A 15349-nucleotide genomic window follows, 5' to 3' on the forward strand; every position below is an offset into this window, starting at 1 on the left:
GAGCAGCACCGCGAGGCGCCGGTCGACCCCCTGCGACGGCTCCGGTCCGGCCGGTGCGCCGCCCCCGGCCCCCTGGTCCGCCACGGTCAGGCCCCCGGCAGACCGGGCGCCGCGACGCGCGCGTCGGCCGACGGCTGCGGCGACACGTGCCGAAGCACGAGCTTGCCGATCTCGACGAGCACGAGGAACGCGAGCGCGACGAGCGCGCACACCCCCCACTGCTCGCCGTCGAGGCTCACCGTGCCGAAGATCCGCTCGAGCCCGTCGAGGGTCGTGACCAGGAACGTCAGCCCGAGCGAGGAGAGCAGGAGCACGACGAACCGGCCGTTGGCGAGCGTGTCGAACGAGAGGATGCTCGCGCGCGGGTCCCGCCACTCGAGCGCCGCGACGACGTGCAGGAGCGACATGGCGGTGAGACCCATCGTCGTCGCGACCGGCAGGTCGTACCGGTCCTCGCCCCACGCCACGGCGACCAGCGTCCCGACGGCGATCAGCACCCCGCCCAGCGCGAGCCGCACGCCGAGGGCCCGGCCGATGACCGGTTGGGAGGGCGGTCGCGGGCGACGGCGCATGAGTCCCGGCGACGCCGCGTCGAAGCCGAGCCCGATCGCGAGCAGCACGTCGATCGCGAAGTTGATCCACAGGATCTGGAGCGGGGTGAGCGGGGTCCCCGCGGCGATCGTGAAGATCCCGGCGCCCACGAAGGTGAGGATGAACCCGATGAGCACCACCATCTGGAACCGGATGTACTTCATGAGGTTGTCGTAGAGCCCGCGACCCCCCTCGACGGCCTTGACGATCGTCGCGAAGTTGTCGTCGGTGAGGATCATCTCCGCGGCGTCCTTGGTGACCTCCGTGCCGGTGATCCCCATCGCCACGCCGATGTCGGCGCGGGCGAGCGCGGGCGCGTCGTTCACGCCGTCGCCCGTCATCGCGACGACCTCGCCCTGGCGCTTGAGCACGTCGACGAGCCGCACCTTGTCCTCGGGCGCCACGCGCGCCACGACGCCGATGCTCGCGACCTCCGCCTCGAGCTGGGCGTCGCTCATGGCGGCGAACTCAGCGCCGGTCAGCGAGCGTCCCTCGATGCCGAGCTGCCCGGCGATCGCGGCCGCCGTCGTCACGTGGTCGCCGGTGATCATCCGCACGCGGATCCCCGCGTCCTTGCACTCGGCGATCGCGTCGCGCGCCTCGCGGCGCGGCGGGTCGACGATGCCGACGAGGGCGAGCAGCTCGAGGTCCTGGGCGAGCCCCAGCAGGTCGCCCTGGAGGTCGGCGTGCGACACGTCGCGCCGCGCGACGGCGAGGACGCGCATGCCCTCTCCGGCGAGCGCGTCGTTCTCGCGGACGACGAGCGCCCGGGCGTCGTCGTCGAGCGGTGCGGTGCTGCCGTCGGCGGTGAGGTACCGGCTCGAGCGCGCCAGGAGGACGTCGGGTGCGCCCTTGACGTACCCGCGCACCGCGCCGTCGATCTCGTGGAACGTCGCCATGAGCTTGTACTCGGTGTCGAACGGCACCTCCGCGACGCGCGGGTGCTCGCGTCGCGTCTCCTCCACGTCGAGCCCCGCCTTGGCGGCGAGGACCACGAGCGCGCCCTCCGTCGGGTCGCCGAGGCACTCGCCGTCGCGCACGACCGCATCGCTCGCGAGCGCCATGGGCAGCGCGACGGGCTCGAGCGGCACCTCCGACGAGCCCGCGGCCGCGAGGATGCGGCCCGTCGTCGAGTAGCCCTCGCCGTCGACGGAGAACCGCCGCCCGGCGAGCACGAGCCGGCGCGCGGTCATCTGGTTGAGCGTGAGCGTGCCGGTCTTGTCCGAGCAGATCGCCGACGTCGAGCCCAGGGTCTCCACGGACTTGAGGCGCTTGACGATCGCGCCCTCGTCGGCGAGCTGCCGCGTGCCGAGCGACAGGAGCATCGTCACGACGGCCGGCAGTCCGGTCGGGATCGCGGCGATCGCGAGGCTGATCCCGACGACGAACAGGCTGTCGAAGTCCTCGCCCCGCGCGAGGCCGAGCACGACGACGACCACGAGGGCGATCGCCGCCATGATCGTGATGATCACGGTGATGCGGTCGAGCTGTCGCGTGAGCGGGGACTTGTCCTGCTCGACGCCGCTGAGCATCCCGGAGATGCGTCCCACCTCGGTCGTCATGCCCGTGGCCGTCACGACCATCTCGCCGCGACCGCGCGTCACCTGCGAGTTCATGTAGGCCATGTCGATGCGGTCGCCGAGCGGTGCGTCGTCGGCCGCGACCGGCTCCACGCCCTTGGCGACCGGCGTGCTCTCCCCCGTGAGCCCTGCCTCCTCGATCTCGAGGGACGCGGCGACGAGCAGGCGCCCGTCGGCGGGGATCTTGCTCCCCGCCTCGAACCCCACGATGTCGCCCGGCACGAGCTCCTCCGCGGGCACCTGCTCCTGGCGGCCGTCGCGGCGCACCGTGGCGGTCATGACGAGCATCTCGCGCAGGGCGGCCACGCTCTGCGCCGCCTTGCCCTCCTGGTGCAGGCCCATGAGGGCGTTGAGCACGGTGAGGGCGAGCACGACGACGCCCGTCGTCACGTCGCCGAGCGCGATGATGCTCACGACCGCAGCCCCGACGAGGACGAGCTGCATGAGGTCGCGGTACTGGCGCAGGAACGCCTGCCACGGTCGTTCCGTGCGCTCCTCGGCCAGGGCGTTCGGCCCGAACCGGGCACGCCGCTCCGCGACCTGGGCCGACGTGAGGCCGACTGCCGGGTCGACGCCCAGCTCGGCGCACACCGCGTCGGCGGGCACGGTGTGCCACGTGCGGGCCTCGGTCGGGGCCTGCTGTCCGGAGACCTGCTGTCCGGAGACGTGCTGTCCGGGGACCTGTTGTCGGGGGGTCTGCGCGGCCGTCATCGCGGGCTCCTCTCAGGGGCTCCGCTCCACGGTCACAGGCGGCGGGCGCCCGGGCCTCACCCGCCGCGGGTGACCGTGGCCCGGGTCATCCTGCGGCGCCGGCGGGGGCGTCGACGGCGTGCTCCGCGGCCCGGCTGACCTCCTCCCACGCCGCCCAGTCGTCCGCGCGCCGGCGCGAGACGTCGTGGGCCAGGTCGTAGACCATGCTGCCGAGGAGGAGTCGCAGCGGCGGGTCGTCGCTGTCGACCAGGGTGAGCATCGCGTCGGCGGCCAGGCGCGGGTCGCTGTCCACCGACCCCTCCGCCCACTGGCGCTCCAGCTCGGCGCGCAGCGGGCCGTAGGCGTCGAGGGGCGTCGTCGACGTCATGCTCGAGTACAGGTCGGTCCAATAGCCGCCGGGCTGGACGATCGTGACCTTGACGCCGAACGGCGCCGCCTCCGAGGCCACGGCCTCGCTCAGGCCCTCGAGCGCGAACTTGCTCGCGCTGTACAGGCCCGTGCTCGCGAAGCCGGCGAGGGCGGCGATGCTCGACACCTGCAGGAGGTGGCCCGACCCCTGACAACGCAGGTGCGGCAGGACGGCCTGGGTGACCCAGAGCGCTCCGAAGAAGTTGACCTCGAGCTGGGCCCTCGCCTCGCCCTCGGTGAACTCCTCGACCATGCCCATGGACAGGGTGCCCGCGTTGTTGACCACGACGTCGAGCCTGCCGAGGTGCTCGACGGCGGCCTCGACGCCGGCGCAGACCGCGTCGCGGTCGGTCACGTCGAGCGGCAGGGCCAGGACGCGTTCACGGTGGGCCGGGTCGAAGGCGTCGACCGTGGCGGTCCGTGAGGCAGCCACCACGCGGTCGCCACGCTCGAGCGCCGCGACGGCGAGCGCACGGCCGAGGCCCCGGCTCGCGCCGGTGATGAACCAGGTACGGGGTGCAGGGGAAGACGGTCGCACGGAGGCTCCTTCGTCAGTGAGACGAGACGGTCCGTCTCGTTGAACCAGACGCTATCCTGGGTCGGACCGACCGTCAAGACGAGACGTTCCGTCTCGTCCGCGTAGGGTGGCGCCATGACGAAGCCGGACCCCGCCCGCCGGAGCGAGACGTCGCGTCGCGCGGTGCTCACCGCCGCGTTCGACCTCCTGCAGGAGATGCCGTATCCCCAGCTCAGCATCGAGCGCATCGCCGCACGGGCGGGTGTGGGGAAGCAGACCATCTACCGATGGTGGCCCTCGAAGGCCGCGGTCCTCCTCGACGCCTTCCTCCTGCTCAGCGAGAGTGCCGAGGGCGCGCCGCCCGAGCTGCCCGACACCGGCGACCTCGACGCCGACCTGCGCCTCGTCCTGCGCGCCACGGTCGCCGAGCTGAACGACCCCCGCCTCGAGCAGCCGATGCGTGCCCTGGCGACCGAGGTCGCGCACGACGCCGCGCTCGCCGACGCGTACCACGAGCGGCTCGACGGGCCGCTGAAGGAGGCCAAGCGGCAACGTCTGCGCAGCGCCCAGGACGCCGGCCAGCTCGCTGAGGACCTCGACCTCGACCTCGCCGTCGACCTGATCTGGGGTCCGGTGCTCAACCGCTGGCTCCAGCGCAGCGGACCTCTGACGGACGAGTACGTCGACCGGCTCGTCGCGACCGCGCTCGGCGGGATGCGCCCTTGAGCAGGGCGTCGGGTCGAGACGCCGTGCTCGGTACCGGGCCACGTCGTCGGGAACGACCGCACCGCACGACGCCGTGGGCGTGTGCGGTGGGGTGGTCGGTGCAGGTGCCGGGAGTCAGCTGACCTTGCGGCGGTAGATGACCACGGCGCCGGCGTAGGCGGCGACGAGGATCCCCACCAGCCACGCGAGGGCGACCCAGATGTCGGTGCCGACCGGTTCCTGGCCGAACAGGGCGCGCAGGGTGTCGACGATGGCGGTGACGGGCTGGTTCTCGGCGAACCAGGCGACGGGGGCGGGCATGGTGTCGGTGGGGACGAACGCCGAGCTGATGAACGGCAGGAAGATCAGGGGGTAGCTGAACGCGCTCGCCCCGTCGACGGTCTTGGCCGAGAGTCCCGCGATGACCGCGAGCCAGGTCAGGGCGAGGGTGAACAGGACGAGGATGGCGACGACGGCGAGCCAGGCGCCGACGGACGCGCTGGTGCGAAAGCCCATGAGGAACGCGACGGCGACGACGATCGCGATCGACGCGAGGTTCGCGACCAGGGACGTGAGCACGTGCGCCCACAGGACGGACGACCGGGCGATCGGCATCGACTGGAACCGCTCGAAGATGCCGCCCTGCATGTCGAGGAACAGCCGGTAGGCGGTGTACGCGACGCCGGACGCGATGGTGATGAGCAGGATGCCGGGGAGCATGTAGTTGACGTAGGACCCGTCGGAGCCCGTGTCGATCGCGCCACCGAGGACGTAGACGAACAGCAGCATGAGCGCGATCGGCGTGACCGCGGTGGTGATGATCGTGTCGGGGCTGCGCGAGATGTGGCGCAGCGAGCGGCCGGTCAGGACGCCGGTGTCGGTCAGGACGTGGGTGGTCATCGTGCTTCCTTGTCTGTGCCGGCCGTGGTGGCGGAGGTGTGCTGGGTGGTGGTGCCGGTCTCGCCGACGAGGGAGAGGAAGACGTCCTCGAGGGAGGGCTGCTTGGCGACGTACTCGACCTCGGCCGCGGGCAGGAGCGCCTTGAGCTCGGCGAGCGTGCCGTTCTGGATGATCGTGCCCTGGTGCAGGATGGCGATCCGGTCGGCGAGCTGCTCGGCCTCGTCGAGGTACTGGGTGGTCAGCAGGACGGTCGTCCCGCCCTGCGCGAGCTGCTTGACGGTGTCCCAGACCTCGATGCGGGCCTGGGGGTCCAGGCCGGTGGTGGGCTCGTCGAGGAAGATCACCGGCGGGTCGCCGATGAGGCTCATCGCGATGTCCAGGCGCCGCCGCATGCCGCCGGAGTAGGTGCCGGCCCGGCGGGACCCGGCGTCGGTGAGGGAGAACCGTGCGAGCAGGTCGTCCGCGATCGCGCCGGGGTCGGGCAGGTGGCGCAGCCGGGCGACGAGCACGAGGTTCTCCCGGCCGGTGAGGATCTCGTCGACCGCGGCGAACTGGCCGGTCAGGCTGATCGACTCGCGCACGTCGCCGGGCCGGGAGGCGACGTCGAAGCCGTGGACCGTGGCGGTACCCGCGTCGGCCGTGAGCAGGGTCGACAGGATCCGCACGAGCGTGGTCTTCCCGGCGCCGTTCGAGCCCAGCAGCGCGAAGATGCTGCCCGCCGCGACGTCCAGGTCGACGCCGCGCAGCACGTGCAGGTCCTGGAAGGACTTCTGGATGCCCTGCACCCTGATCGCGGGTGCGGGGGACTGAGGGGTGGTCATGTCCGGTCTCCGTTCGTGGGGTCGTGTCAGGGCCGGCGGACGACGACGTCGCCGTAGCCGGTGCTCGCGTGGATCTCTGCGGTGGCCTCGTCGTCGACGGGACCCTCGGTGGGGGTCAGCAGGTTGCGGACGGTGCCGTTCTCCGACGAGACGTCGAGGTAGGCGGCGGTGCCTTCGGGCACGCCCACCTCGATCGAGCCGTAGGAGGAGGTGAGCGTGACGGCGCCGGACTCGAGGCTCGTGACGCGGATGCCGGCGTGGGCGGACTTGGCGGTCACCGTGCCGCGCACGCGGTTCACGGCGATGTCGGCGTGGGCACCCTGCACCTCCAGGGAACCGGTGACGGCTCCCACCGTGGTGGTCCCGTTGCTCGCGCGGATCGTGCCGCTGCCGGCGACCTCGTCCACGACGACCGACCCGGCGCTCACCTTGACGTCCAGCGTCCCGGTGACGCGGCCCGCCGCGACCGAGCCGGCGGCGACCTTGAGGTCGAGCCGGTCGACGTCGTCCACCCGGACGTTGCCCGCGGACAGCGTCATGTCGACGGCGTCGAGCGGGCCCTCGGCGTAGAGCGAGCCGGTCTTGCCGCGCAGCCGGGAGCCGGCGGGCACCTCGACGGTGATGTTGGCGGTGCCGGAGGAGAACGGCAGCACGAACTGCTTCCAGGACCCGGGGTACGTGATCGTCACGGCGTCCCCGTCGCGGTCGACCCGCACCTCCTCGGCGACGCGCACGCTGCCGGGCTTGGAGGTGGTCGGCAGCACGGTGACGACGACGTCGTCGCGCTCCCCTGCGACGACGTGCAGGTTGGCGAAGGGCACGTCCACGACGACGGGGACGGGGTGGGGGCGGGGAAAGTGGGCATGACGAAGGCTCCATGGGTGGTGCGGGGTGGTGTCAGGGTGGTGATTCGGCGCGGCGGCGGAGTGCCCCCGCAGGTGTCAGCGCAGGTGTCTGCGCAGGTGTCAGCGCACCCAGCCGGTGACGCGGCCGGTGCCGCGCTGCGGGGAGCTGCTCGCGGCCGCGGGCCGGCCCGAGGTCTGCTCGAGGGCGGCGGCGACCGCACGGACGAGCCAGGTGTTGACCGAGACGCCGTCACGCGCGGCGGCGGTCTCGGCCTGCGTCTTGAGGTGGTCGGGGAGGCGGAGGGTGGTGCGGGTGGTCGCGGCGCCCTCGGTGTCGACGGTCGGCGGCGCGGGTGTCGCGGCCGCGTCGGCGACCGGGGCGAAGGTGGCGGTCGGTGCAGCCGGGGCGGCGGGAGCGCTGACGACGAACTCGGGGGCGCCGCCGCGCAGGCGGACGTCCACGGATCCGGGCGCCAGCTCCGCGGAGATCTCCCCCGCGGCGTCGGAGAGCGCTTCGAGGAGCACGAGGCGGGCGGCCGCGTCGAGCGGTGCGGTCAGCCGGGCGGCGAGCTCACGCACCTCGTCTCCCCCGGCCGCAGCGGCGGTGGAGAGCTGGTGCTGCAGCTCGTCGACATAACGGGTCAGGTCCATGACTCCACTATGACACCACTACGACACCATGGCAAGAAGTTCTGACATCAGAAGTTCAGCACGTGGTGTCGTACGTGACGTCACCGCCCTGCTCACGCCACCATCCTGCGTGTGCGCAGCCGGTGGGTCAGCGGTACTCCCGCGGGGCTAGGCCACGGTGCGCGCGTCGAAGCGGCGCCGGTACTCCGACGGCGACGTGCCGAAAGCGGCGGCGAAGCTCTGCCGCAGAGTCACGGCGCTGCCGAACCCGCACGCGTCGGCGACCCGGTCGACCGACAGGTCCGTCGACTCGAGCAGCCGGCGCGCCTCGTCGAGCCGGCGCGACCGGACCCAGGCGGCCGGCGTCGCGCCGGTCGAGGCGCGGAACGCGCGGACGAAGGTACGCCGGCTCATGTGCGCCACGGCGGCGAGGCGTTCGACCGTCAGCGTCTCGCCGAGGTGCTCGAGCGCCCAGGCGACGACGCGAGAGACCGGGTCGTCGGACGCCTGCGCGGGCACGGGCCGCTCGATGTACTGCGCCTGCCCGCCCTCGCGGTGGGGCGCCACGACGAGGTGGCGCGCCACCTGGTTGGCCGCCGCCGCGCCGAGCCGGCTGCGCACGAGGTGCAGGCACGCGTCGATCGCCGAGGCCGTCCCGGCCGAGGTGAGCACGTCGCCATGGTCGACGTAGAGGACCGACGCGTCCAGGGTGACGTCGGGGTGGCGGCTCGCCAGCATGTCCATCGACTGCCAGTGCGTCACCGCGCCGCGGCCGGAGAGCAGTCCCGCGTCCGCGACGGCGACCGCCCCGAGGCACAGCCCGGCGACCGTGGCGCCGCGGTCGTGGGCCCGCGTCAGCACGCGTCGCAGCGTCGTGCCGGCGGTGCGGCCGTCCTCGAACCAGGACGGGACGACGACGACGTCGGCCTCCGCGGCCGCCGCAGGTCCCTGCACCCCGCCGATCCGGTACCCCTCCGCGGTGCGGACCGACCCGGCGCGGTCGGAGAAGAGCACCGTCTTCCAGGCGCCGAGCCCCTGCCGGGACACCTCGTCGAAGACGATCTGCGGGACGGACAGGTGGAACATCGTGACGCCGTCGAAGGCGTAGACGGCGATGCGCAGCGGCGGTCCGGGGGTTGGCACGGATCCATCGTAACGATGCGCGTGTGCCAATGGCCGAGATCGCTCGGGGTCGGGAGACTCGAGGAGTCGCTCTCGAAGGCGGCGTCCCCGAGCCAAGGAGCACCCCGTCATGACCACCCCGCGCCGCGCCCTCGTCCTCGTCGACGTCCAGCAGGTCTACTTCGGCGGCCCCCTCGAGATCCAGTACCCGCCGCACACGGAGTCGCTGCCCCGGATCGCCGCGGCGATCGACGCCGCCCACGGGGCCGGGATCCCGGTCGCCGCGGTGCAGCACTCGATGGGCGAGGGCGCGCCGGTGTTCGCCCCGAGCACGCCCTCCTTCGAGCTGCACCCTGAGGTCGAGAGCCGCAGGACGGACGCGTGGAAGTCGGTCGTCAAGGAGTACGGCTCGGTCTTCGCGGGCACGGACCTGCTCGAGTGGCTGCGTGACCACCAGGTCGACACCGTCACCCTCGTCGGCTACATGACCAACAACTGCATCATCGCCTCTGCCGCCGAGGCCGAGACGCACGGCCTGGCGGCCGAAGTCCTGTCCGACGCGACCGGGGCGATCAACATCGCCAACGACGCGGGGTTCGCGGATGCCAAGACGGTGCACACGACCCTGCTGACGTTGCTCCACTCCAACTTCGCCGCGGTCGCCGACACCGTGGCCTGGTCCGACGCCGTCACCGTTGGTGAGCCGCTGCCCACGAGCGACCTGGGAACCTCGGCCGTCACGGGCGCGCGGCGCGCCGCCCAGGGCTGACGGAGGTCCCTGCGCTGCGGGCCGGCCCGCGTGACGACCCGTCGCGCGGGCTGCTCGCCCGAGCGATACCCCTGGGGTACGGAGCCTCACTACCCCCGAGCGACGCCAGCGACGCCGGACGCTGCAGATTCGCCAGCGGTCTCAACCCACCAACGCACGACGAGGGTGGATGATGCGTGGTCATGGAGGCCGGGACGGGCGTGGTGACGTCGCTGTCGGCGCCGGTGCAGGACGTCGTGTGGCGAGCGTGATCGAAGGCGAATCTCTACGGCGGATGGCATCGAGAGACTCTGGACGAACGGCCTCGGCAGGTCCTCGTGTGGTCAGCGTCCACGGAACGGCTCCGCGAAGCCGCCGCGGCAGCTCGAGAAGTGCGCCCGACGATGAGCAGATCCGACGCCAGGAGTGCTCGAGCGGTGGTCCGACGAACCGGCGCAGAGCATCCTGGCTCTTCTCGTCGATGCCGACGTCGGCCAGGGCGTGGCGCACGGCGACGGTGACCACGGAACCCGGGTTCGCACACGGTTCCATCGATGTCGAACAGTGCGGTGTCGTGCACGCCCCTCCTCGCGGTCCGGCGCCGTGGTCCCGTTCTAGCCTGACGGCTGCGCAGCTCCCAGGGTGCGCGCGATGTACCGGCCGGTGACGCTCGCCTCGTCCTGGGCGACCTGCTCGGGGGTGCCCGTGGCGACGACGCGACCGCCTGCGGCGCCGCCTCCGGGCCCGAGGTCGATCACGTGGTCGGCGTTGACGATCATGTCGAGGTCGTGCTCGATGACGACGACGGTGGCGCCACGGCGGCGCAGCCGCTCGAGGACGTCGAGCAGCACGCGGACATCGAGGGGGTGCAGGCCGACGCTGGGCTCGTCGAGCACGAACAGCGTCTCGGAGTGGTCGCGGCCCAGCTCGGTGGCGAGTTTGAGTCGTTGGGCCTCGCCGCCCGACAGGGCGGGGGTGTCCTCGCCGAGAGTGAGGTATCCCAGGCCGAGATCGGCGAGGATCTGCAGCTTGCGACGCACACGCGGCAGGTCCGCGACGGTGTCGATGGCCTGCCGGACGGTCAGGGCGAGAAGGCCGGCCAGGGAGGTCGCACCGCCGTCGGGAGCCGGGCGGGTGATCTCGTGCCCGAGGTCGGAGTACCGGGTGCCACGGCAGTCGGGGCACGGGATGTCGACGTCGGGCAGGAACTGCACGTCGAGGACGACCTGCCCCGTGCCCTCGCACCGAGGGCAGCGCAGCGTGCCGGTGTTGTACGAGAAGTCGCCGGCGCCCAGGCCGAGCCGGACGGCGCCGTCGGTGGCGGCGAACGCGCGTCGCAGGTCGTCGAGCACGCCGCTGTAGGTCGCCACCGTGGAGCGGACGTTCGTGCCGATGGGGGTGGCGTCGACGACGTCGACCCGGGAGATGCCCGCCGCGGTCAGGGCGGTCACGTGCGCGGGAGCGCGTGTGCCCGCCCCGTGCGCCTGGAGGGCAGGGACGAGGCTCTCGAGGACGAGCGTCGTCTTGCCGGACCCTGACATCCCCGTCACGGCGGTGAGCCGTCCCTTGGGGATGCGGACGTCCAGGGCGTGGACCGTGTGGATCGGCACCGTGGTGAGGCGGATGGAGCCGTGGTCGAACATCTCCGCGCCGGTGGCGCGCGGGCGCACGACTGCGCCCTCGCGCCCGACCAGGAAGCCGCCGATCAGGGAGTCGGTACGGGCGCCGACCTCCGGGACGGTACCGGTGGTCACGATCGCGCCGCCGTCGGCTCCGGAGCCTGGGCCGATCTCGATGAGCCAGTCGGCCTCACGGAGCACCTGGGTGTCGTGGTCGACCAGGACCACGGAGTTCCCGTCGGACAGAAGGTCTCTCATGACACCGACGAGGCCCTCGACGTTGGCGGGATGCAGACCGATGGAGGGCTCGTCGAGGACGTACAGCACACCGGTGGTCTGGTTGCGGACCGCGCGGGCCAGGTGGACGCGCTGCCGTTCTCCGGTGGACAACGTCGAGCTGGCCCGGTCCAGGGTGAGGTAACCGAGACCGAGCTGGACGAGTCGTCCCGCCATCTCGGTGAGCTGGTCGGTGATCATGTGGGCCATCGCGTGCATGGGCGCGGGCAGGGCAGGGACCACCGACGACGCCCAGGAGACCGCGTCGTCGAGCGTCTTCGCCGTGGCCTGCGCCAGGTCGATGCCGGCGACCTCGGTGCCGCGCGCCCTGGCGCTCAGCCGCGTCCCGCCGCACTCGGGGCACGTCCGGCTCGTGATGAACCTGTTCACCCGAGCGAGGCCCTTCTCGCTTGTCGCGTTGTCCAGGGCCTCCTGCACGGCGAGGTGCGCGTTGCGGTAGGTGATGTTCAGCTCGAAGAGCTTGCCGTTCTTCGACGGCACGGAGATGTGGCGCTTCTCCTCCGGGCCGTGGAGCACGATCTCCCGCTCGTGATCGGTGAGGTCGGCGTACGGCACGTCGGTGCGGACACCGAGCTCGGCCACGACCTGGGGCATCACCGTCAGGCCGAACATCCTCCACGGCGCGACCGCCCCTTCGCCGATGGTCTTCGACGGATCGGGGACGAGGGCGTCGTCATCGATCTCGCGGACGGTGCCGGTTCCCGAGCACGTCGGGCATGCCCCGTCGGAGTTGAAGGCCAGCGCCTCGGCGCCGGGCGGGGAGAACACCGCTCCGCACGCAGGGCACACGAGGTCCAGGTCCGCGGCGACGTCGATCGTCGGCGCCAGGCGGTGGCCGTTCGGGCACAGGTGCGACCCGAGCCGGGAGAACATCAGCCGCAGCACGTTGAGCAGCTCCGTCGAGGTGCCGAACGTCGATCGCACCCCGGGCACCCCCGGCCGCTGCCGCAGGGCCAGAGCGGCCGGTACGTGCTTGACGCTGTCCACCGAGGCGCGCGAGGCATGGGCCATCCTGCGTCGGGTGTAGGTCGACAGGGCCTCGACGTAGCGGCGCGACCCCTCGGCGTAGAGCACCCCGATCGCCAGCGAGGACTTGCCCGACCCGGACACCCCGGCGATCGCCACCAGCTGACGCAGGGGCACGTCGATGTCGAGATCCTTGAGGTTGTGGACCCGGGCCCCGCGCACCTGGATCGCCAGGGGGGCAGGGTCCACCACGGTGGTGCGCTCGGTCTTCACTCGACCCTCCAGGCTGCTGTCGTCGTTCTCGCATGATGCGACGTGCCGGTGCTCAGGTCGAGCGCAACCACGGCCGTGTCACACGCCAAAGGTCCGCGTGCTCGCCCTCGCGATCGCCGCGATCGTGCTTCCCGAGACGTTCCCGGTCTCATGGAGCATCGGCGAGGACGACAGCGCACAGCGACTTCTCGGGCTCACCCCCCGGGCCGTCACGGAGCGGCTCGCCGACCTTCGGGCCCTGACCGACCCACGCCGCTTCCGCCGAGCACGACGACGTGGGCTTCTTCTCGGCTGTCGTGGCGGCGCGTCCCGCCCTGACCGATCCGCGGTGCCAGCCCGTGCTCGCACGGGGCGTGCGGCGCTGATCAGGCCGCCGGCACCGGTCCGGTGCTCCCCCGTTCGACGACGCGCGCAGCGGGGGCGCGCAGCACGTCCGCGACATCGCCGGTCGTGGTCCGCAGCAGCAGCGCGCCGAGCTCCGCGCCCAGACCGCGCACGTCGCGGCTCACCGCGGAGAGCGGCGGGTCGGCGAGGCGGCAGTGCGCCGAGTCGTCCCACGCGAGCAGCGACACGTCGCCGGGCACCGACCGACCCAGCGCACGAGCGACCCGGAGCCCGCCCACCGCCATGAGGTCGTCGTCGTAGACGATCGCGGTCGGCGGGTCGTCCGCGTCCAGGAGCGCACGCGTCGCGACCGCACCGGACGCCGTCCCGTAGCTCCCCACGACGGTCGTGCCGCGCAGACCCCGTGCCGCGACGACCTCGTCGAACGCCACGGTCCGCGCCCGCGTGTGCAGGAGGTGCGAGGGTCCGCTGACCCGGGCCACGTGCCGGTGACCGAGGCCGGCGAGATAGTCGATCGCCCGGCGCATCGCGTCGGCGTCGTCCACCACGACGGCGGGCACGTCGGCCGGCGGGGCCGGGCACAGGGCGTACGCGGGCAGCCCCGCACGCCGGCACGCCGCGACCCGCTCGTCGCCGTCGACGAGGTCCGTGAGCACGACGGCGTCGACGAGCGCCTGGTCCGCCCACCGCCGGTACACCTCGAGCTCCGCGTCGGCCGACTCCTCGAACAGCACGAACACGCTCGCGCCGTGCGCGTCGAGCGTCTCCTCCAGCCCTGCGAGCACGTGGTCGTAGAACGGGTCGAGGTCGTGCGAGTCGGAGGACCGGTGCTGGACGATCCCGGCGCGCAACGTCGAGCGACCGGGAGCTGCAGGCTGCTCCATGGCGCAAGTATGCCGCCCGACAGCCCGCCGGGTACCGTCGTCCCGTGGAGGTCCCTGGGCGTGCGCCCCGAACGGGTGCGCGGACGAGCCGTTCCACGGTGCTCGACACGATCCGGCGCCTCGGCCCCATCAGCCGCGTCGAGGTCGCGGAGACCACGGGTTTCACGCAGGCGACGGTGACGCACGCGGTGCGCGCACTCCTCGACGAAGGCCTCGTCGTCGAGACGGGCGAGCGGGCGTGGACCGGCGGCAAGCCGCGCGTCATGCTCGCCGTGGCCCCGCGGTCGCGCTGCGCCGTGGGGGTCCAGGTCGGCGCCGACTGGGCGGTGGCCGTCGTGGTCGACGCCGCGGGCGCGCTCGTCGCACGCCAACGGGTGCGCGGGGCGCGCGCGGACGACCCGGACGCCGTCGTCGAGCGGCTGTCCGCGCAGGTCCTCGCGCTGCTGCGCGCGGGCGAGGTCGCACCGTCGTCGGTCGTGGGCGTGGGGCTCGTGCTGCCCGGCACGCTCGACCTCGAGCAGGGGTCGCTGCTGCACTCGCGCAGCCTGCCCGGCTGGGTCGGTCACGGCGTGCGCGCCGCGTTCGAGCGCGCGACGGGACTGGACGTCGTCCTCGGCAACGATGCGACCGCGGCCGCCGTGGGCGAGCTCTGGCGCGGGACGGTGGGCGACGCGCGCGCACACTGCACGGTCTACATGGGCGCGTCGATCGGCGCCGGGCTCGTGCTCGACGGCCAGGTGTACCGCGGCGCGAGCGGCAACGTCGGGCCGCTCGGGCGCCTGCACGTGCACCGCGCCGACGGGAAGGCCGGGCCGACGGTCGAGGAGCTCGCCGCCCCCGCAGCCGTCGCCGCCGCTGCGCGCGCCGCCGTCCAGGCCGGGCGCGAGACCGTCGTCGAGCTGAGCGACGACGGCGACCCGTTCACCGACTTCGCCGCCGTCGCGTCCGCGGCCGTCCGCGGCGACGCGCTCGCGACCGCGCTCGTCGAGGAGTCGGCGCACCACCTCGCGGACGCCGTGCTCACGCTCGTGGACCTGCTCGACCTCGACTCGATCGTGCTGGCCGGGCCGTCGTTCACGGTCGCGGGGAGCATCTACCTGTCGGTCCTGCGCGAGCGGCTCGACGCCGAGGCCCTCCCCCGCGCCCGCCACCAGGTCGAGGTCGCGCTCTCGATGCGCGTCGCCGACGCCGCGGCCGTGGGTGCCGCCTCGATGGTGCTGCGGGCCGAGCTGCCGGCCGTCGCGGACGACGCGTCGCGCCGTCGGACCTGACGCAGCGGGCAGGACCCGGACAGCCGCCGCGCGTTCCCCTCGGACGGCACCGCGGGGTAGAACCGCAGGTCGCGAGGTAGAGCTCCTCGAGCTCTACCTCGCGACCGCGGGTCCTA

The 15349-nt window shown here is 72.9% G+C and carries 12 protein-coding genes; 3 read left to right on the forward strand and 9 right to left on the reverse strand.

The genetic code is table 11. The annotated features are described in order from the left end of the window. Positions 1 to 86 precede the first annotated feature (86 nt). Together ACWPWV_RS06260 and ACWPWV_RS06265 are read right to left on the reverse strand one after the other, a co-directional pair. Complete coding sequence (locus ACWPWV_RS06260; protein WP_454042068.1) at positions 87 to 2882, reverse strand: cation-translocating P-type ATPase; 2796 nt, start codon at positions 2880 to 2882, stop codon at positions 87 to 89. A gap of 85 nt (positions 2883 to 2967) precedes the next feature. Continuing rightward, entirely contained in the window at positions 2968 to 3828 is an 861-nt protein-coding gene (locus ACWPWV_RS06265; RefSeq protein ID WP_454042069.1) for an SDR family oxidoreductase, read from the reverse strand. A gap of 114 nt (positions 3829 to 3942) precedes the next feature. Here ACWPWV_RS06265 and ACWPWV_RS06270 point away from each other — a divergent pair, with 114 nt between their 5' ends. Next, positions 3943 to 4533, forward strand: a complete 591-nt coding sequence (locus ACWPWV_RS06270; protein WP_454042070.1) for a TetR/AcrR family transcriptional regulator — start codon at positions 3943 to 3945, stop codon at positions 4531 to 4533. A 114-nt stretch (positions 4534 to 4647) separates the two neighbouring features. Here ACWPWV_RS06270 and ACWPWV_RS06275 read toward each other — a convergent pair whose 3' ends face one another. From ACWPWV_RS06275 to ACWPWV_RS06295, 5 genes are all read right to left on the reverse strand, one after another. Next, a complete protein-coding gene (locus ACWPWV_RS06275; protein WP_454042071.1) occupies positions 4648 to 5412 on the reverse strand; it encodes an ABC transporter permease in 765 nt (254 codons plus the stop codon). Beyond that, complete coding sequence (locus ACWPWV_RS06280) at positions 5409 to 6233, reverse strand: ABC transporter ATP-binding protein (RefSeq protein ID WP_454042072.1); 825 nt, start codon at positions 6231 to 6233, stop codon at positions 5409 to 5411. The genes ACWPWV_RS06275 and ACWPWV_RS06280 overlap by 4 nt, the downstream gene beginning before the upstream one ends. A 26-nt stretch (positions 6234 to 6259) precedes the next feature. Next, positions 6260 to 7054 carry a DUF4097 family beta strand repeat-containing protein gene (locus ACWPWV_RS06285; RefSeq protein WP_454042073.1) on the reverse strand — a complete coding sequence of 265 codons (795 nt, stop codon included), beginning with the start codon at positions 7052 to 7054 and terminating at the stop codon, positions 6260 to 6262. A 144-nt stretch (positions 7055 to 7198) separates the two neighbouring features. Next, on the reverse strand, positions 7199 to 7729 hold the full coding sequence (locus ACWPWV_RS06290; protein WP_454042074.1) for a histidine kinase: 531 nt from the start codon (positions 7727 to 7729) through the stop codon (positions 7199 to 7201). A 147-nt stretch (positions 7730 to 7876) separates the two neighbouring features. Continuing rightward, the gene (locus ACWPWV_RS06295; protein WP_454042075.1) at positions 7877 to 8851 is read right to left on the reverse strand and encodes a GlxA family transcriptional regulator; all 975 of its coding nucleotides are present in this window, start codon (positions 8849 to 8851) and stop codon (positions 7877 to 7879) included. Positions 8852 to 8960: 109 nt separating this feature from the next. Between ACWPWV_RS06295 and ACWPWV_RS06300 the strand changes: the two genes are divergently transcribed. Next, positions 8961 to 9599 (forward strand): isochorismatase family protein, encoded by a 639-nt coding sequence (locus ACWPWV_RS06300; protein WP_454042076.1) that lies wholly within the window; start codon positions 8961 to 8963, stop codon positions 9597 to 9599. A 593-nt stretch (positions 9600 to 10192) separates the two neighbouring features. Here the strand turns inward: ACWPWV_RS06300 and ACWPWV_RS06305 are convergent. Both ACWPWV_RS06305 and ACWPWV_RS06310 read right to left on the reverse strand, forming a co-directional pair. Continuing rightward, positions 10193 to 12733 (reverse strand): excinuclease ABC subunit UvrA, encoded by a 2541-nt coding sequence (locus ACWPWV_RS06305; protein ID WP_454042077.1) that lies wholly within the window; start codon positions 12731 to 12733, stop codon positions 10193 to 10195. 365 nt (positions 12734 to 13098) lie between these two features. Then, a complete protein-coding gene (locus ACWPWV_RS06310) occupies positions 13099 to 13962 on the reverse strand; it encodes a LacI family DNA-binding transcriptional regulator (protein WP_454042078.1) in 864 nt (287 codons plus the stop codon). 44 nt (positions 13963 to 14006) lie between these two features. Between ACWPWV_RS06310 and ACWPWV_RS06315 the strand changes: the two genes are divergently transcribed. Further along, positions 14007 to 15233 (forward strand): ROK family transcriptional regulator, encoded by a 1227-nt coding sequence (locus tag ACWPWV_RS06315; protein ID WP_454042079.1) that lies wholly within the window; start codon positions 14007 to 14009, stop codon positions 15231 to 15233. Positions 15234 to 15349 lie beyond the last annotated feature (116 nt).

This window comes from Cellulosimicrobium sp. Marseille-Q8652, from assembly GCF_965112045.1.

What these genes read in the sequence shown, in the direction of transcription:
- ACWPWV_RS06270 (WP_454042070.1), top strand. Translation starts at nt 3,943, where the DNA reads ATGACGAAGCCGGACCCCGCCCGCCGGAGCGAGACGTCGCGTCGCGCG.
- ACWPWV_RS06290 (WP_454042074.1), bottom strand. Translation starts at nt 7,729, where the DNA reads ATGGACCTGACCCGTTATGTCGACGAGCTGCAGCACCAGCTCTCCACC.
- ACWPWV_RS06260 (WP_454042068.1), bottom strand. Translation starts at nt 2,882, where the DNA reads ATGACGGCCGCGCAGACCCCCCGACAACAGGTCCCCGGACAGCACGTC.
- ACWPWV_RS06275 (WP_454042071.1), bottom strand. Translation starts at nt 5,412, where the DNA reads ATGACCACCCACGTCCTGACCGACACCGGCGTCCTGACCGGCCGCTCG.
- ACWPWV_RS06300 (WP_454042076.1), top strand. Translation starts at nt 8,961, where the DNA reads ATGACCACCCCGCGCCGCGCCCTCGTCCTCGTCGACGTCCAGCAGGTC.
- ACWPWV_RS06280 (WP_454042072.1), bottom strand. Translation starts at nt 6,233, where the DNA reads ATGACCACCCCTCAGTCCCCCGCACCCGCGATCAGGGTGCAGGGCATC.
- ACWPWV_RS06310 (WP_454042078.1), bottom strand. Translation starts at nt 13,962, where the DNA reads ATGGAGCAGCCTGCAGCTCCCGGTCGCTCGACGTTGCGCGCCGGGATC.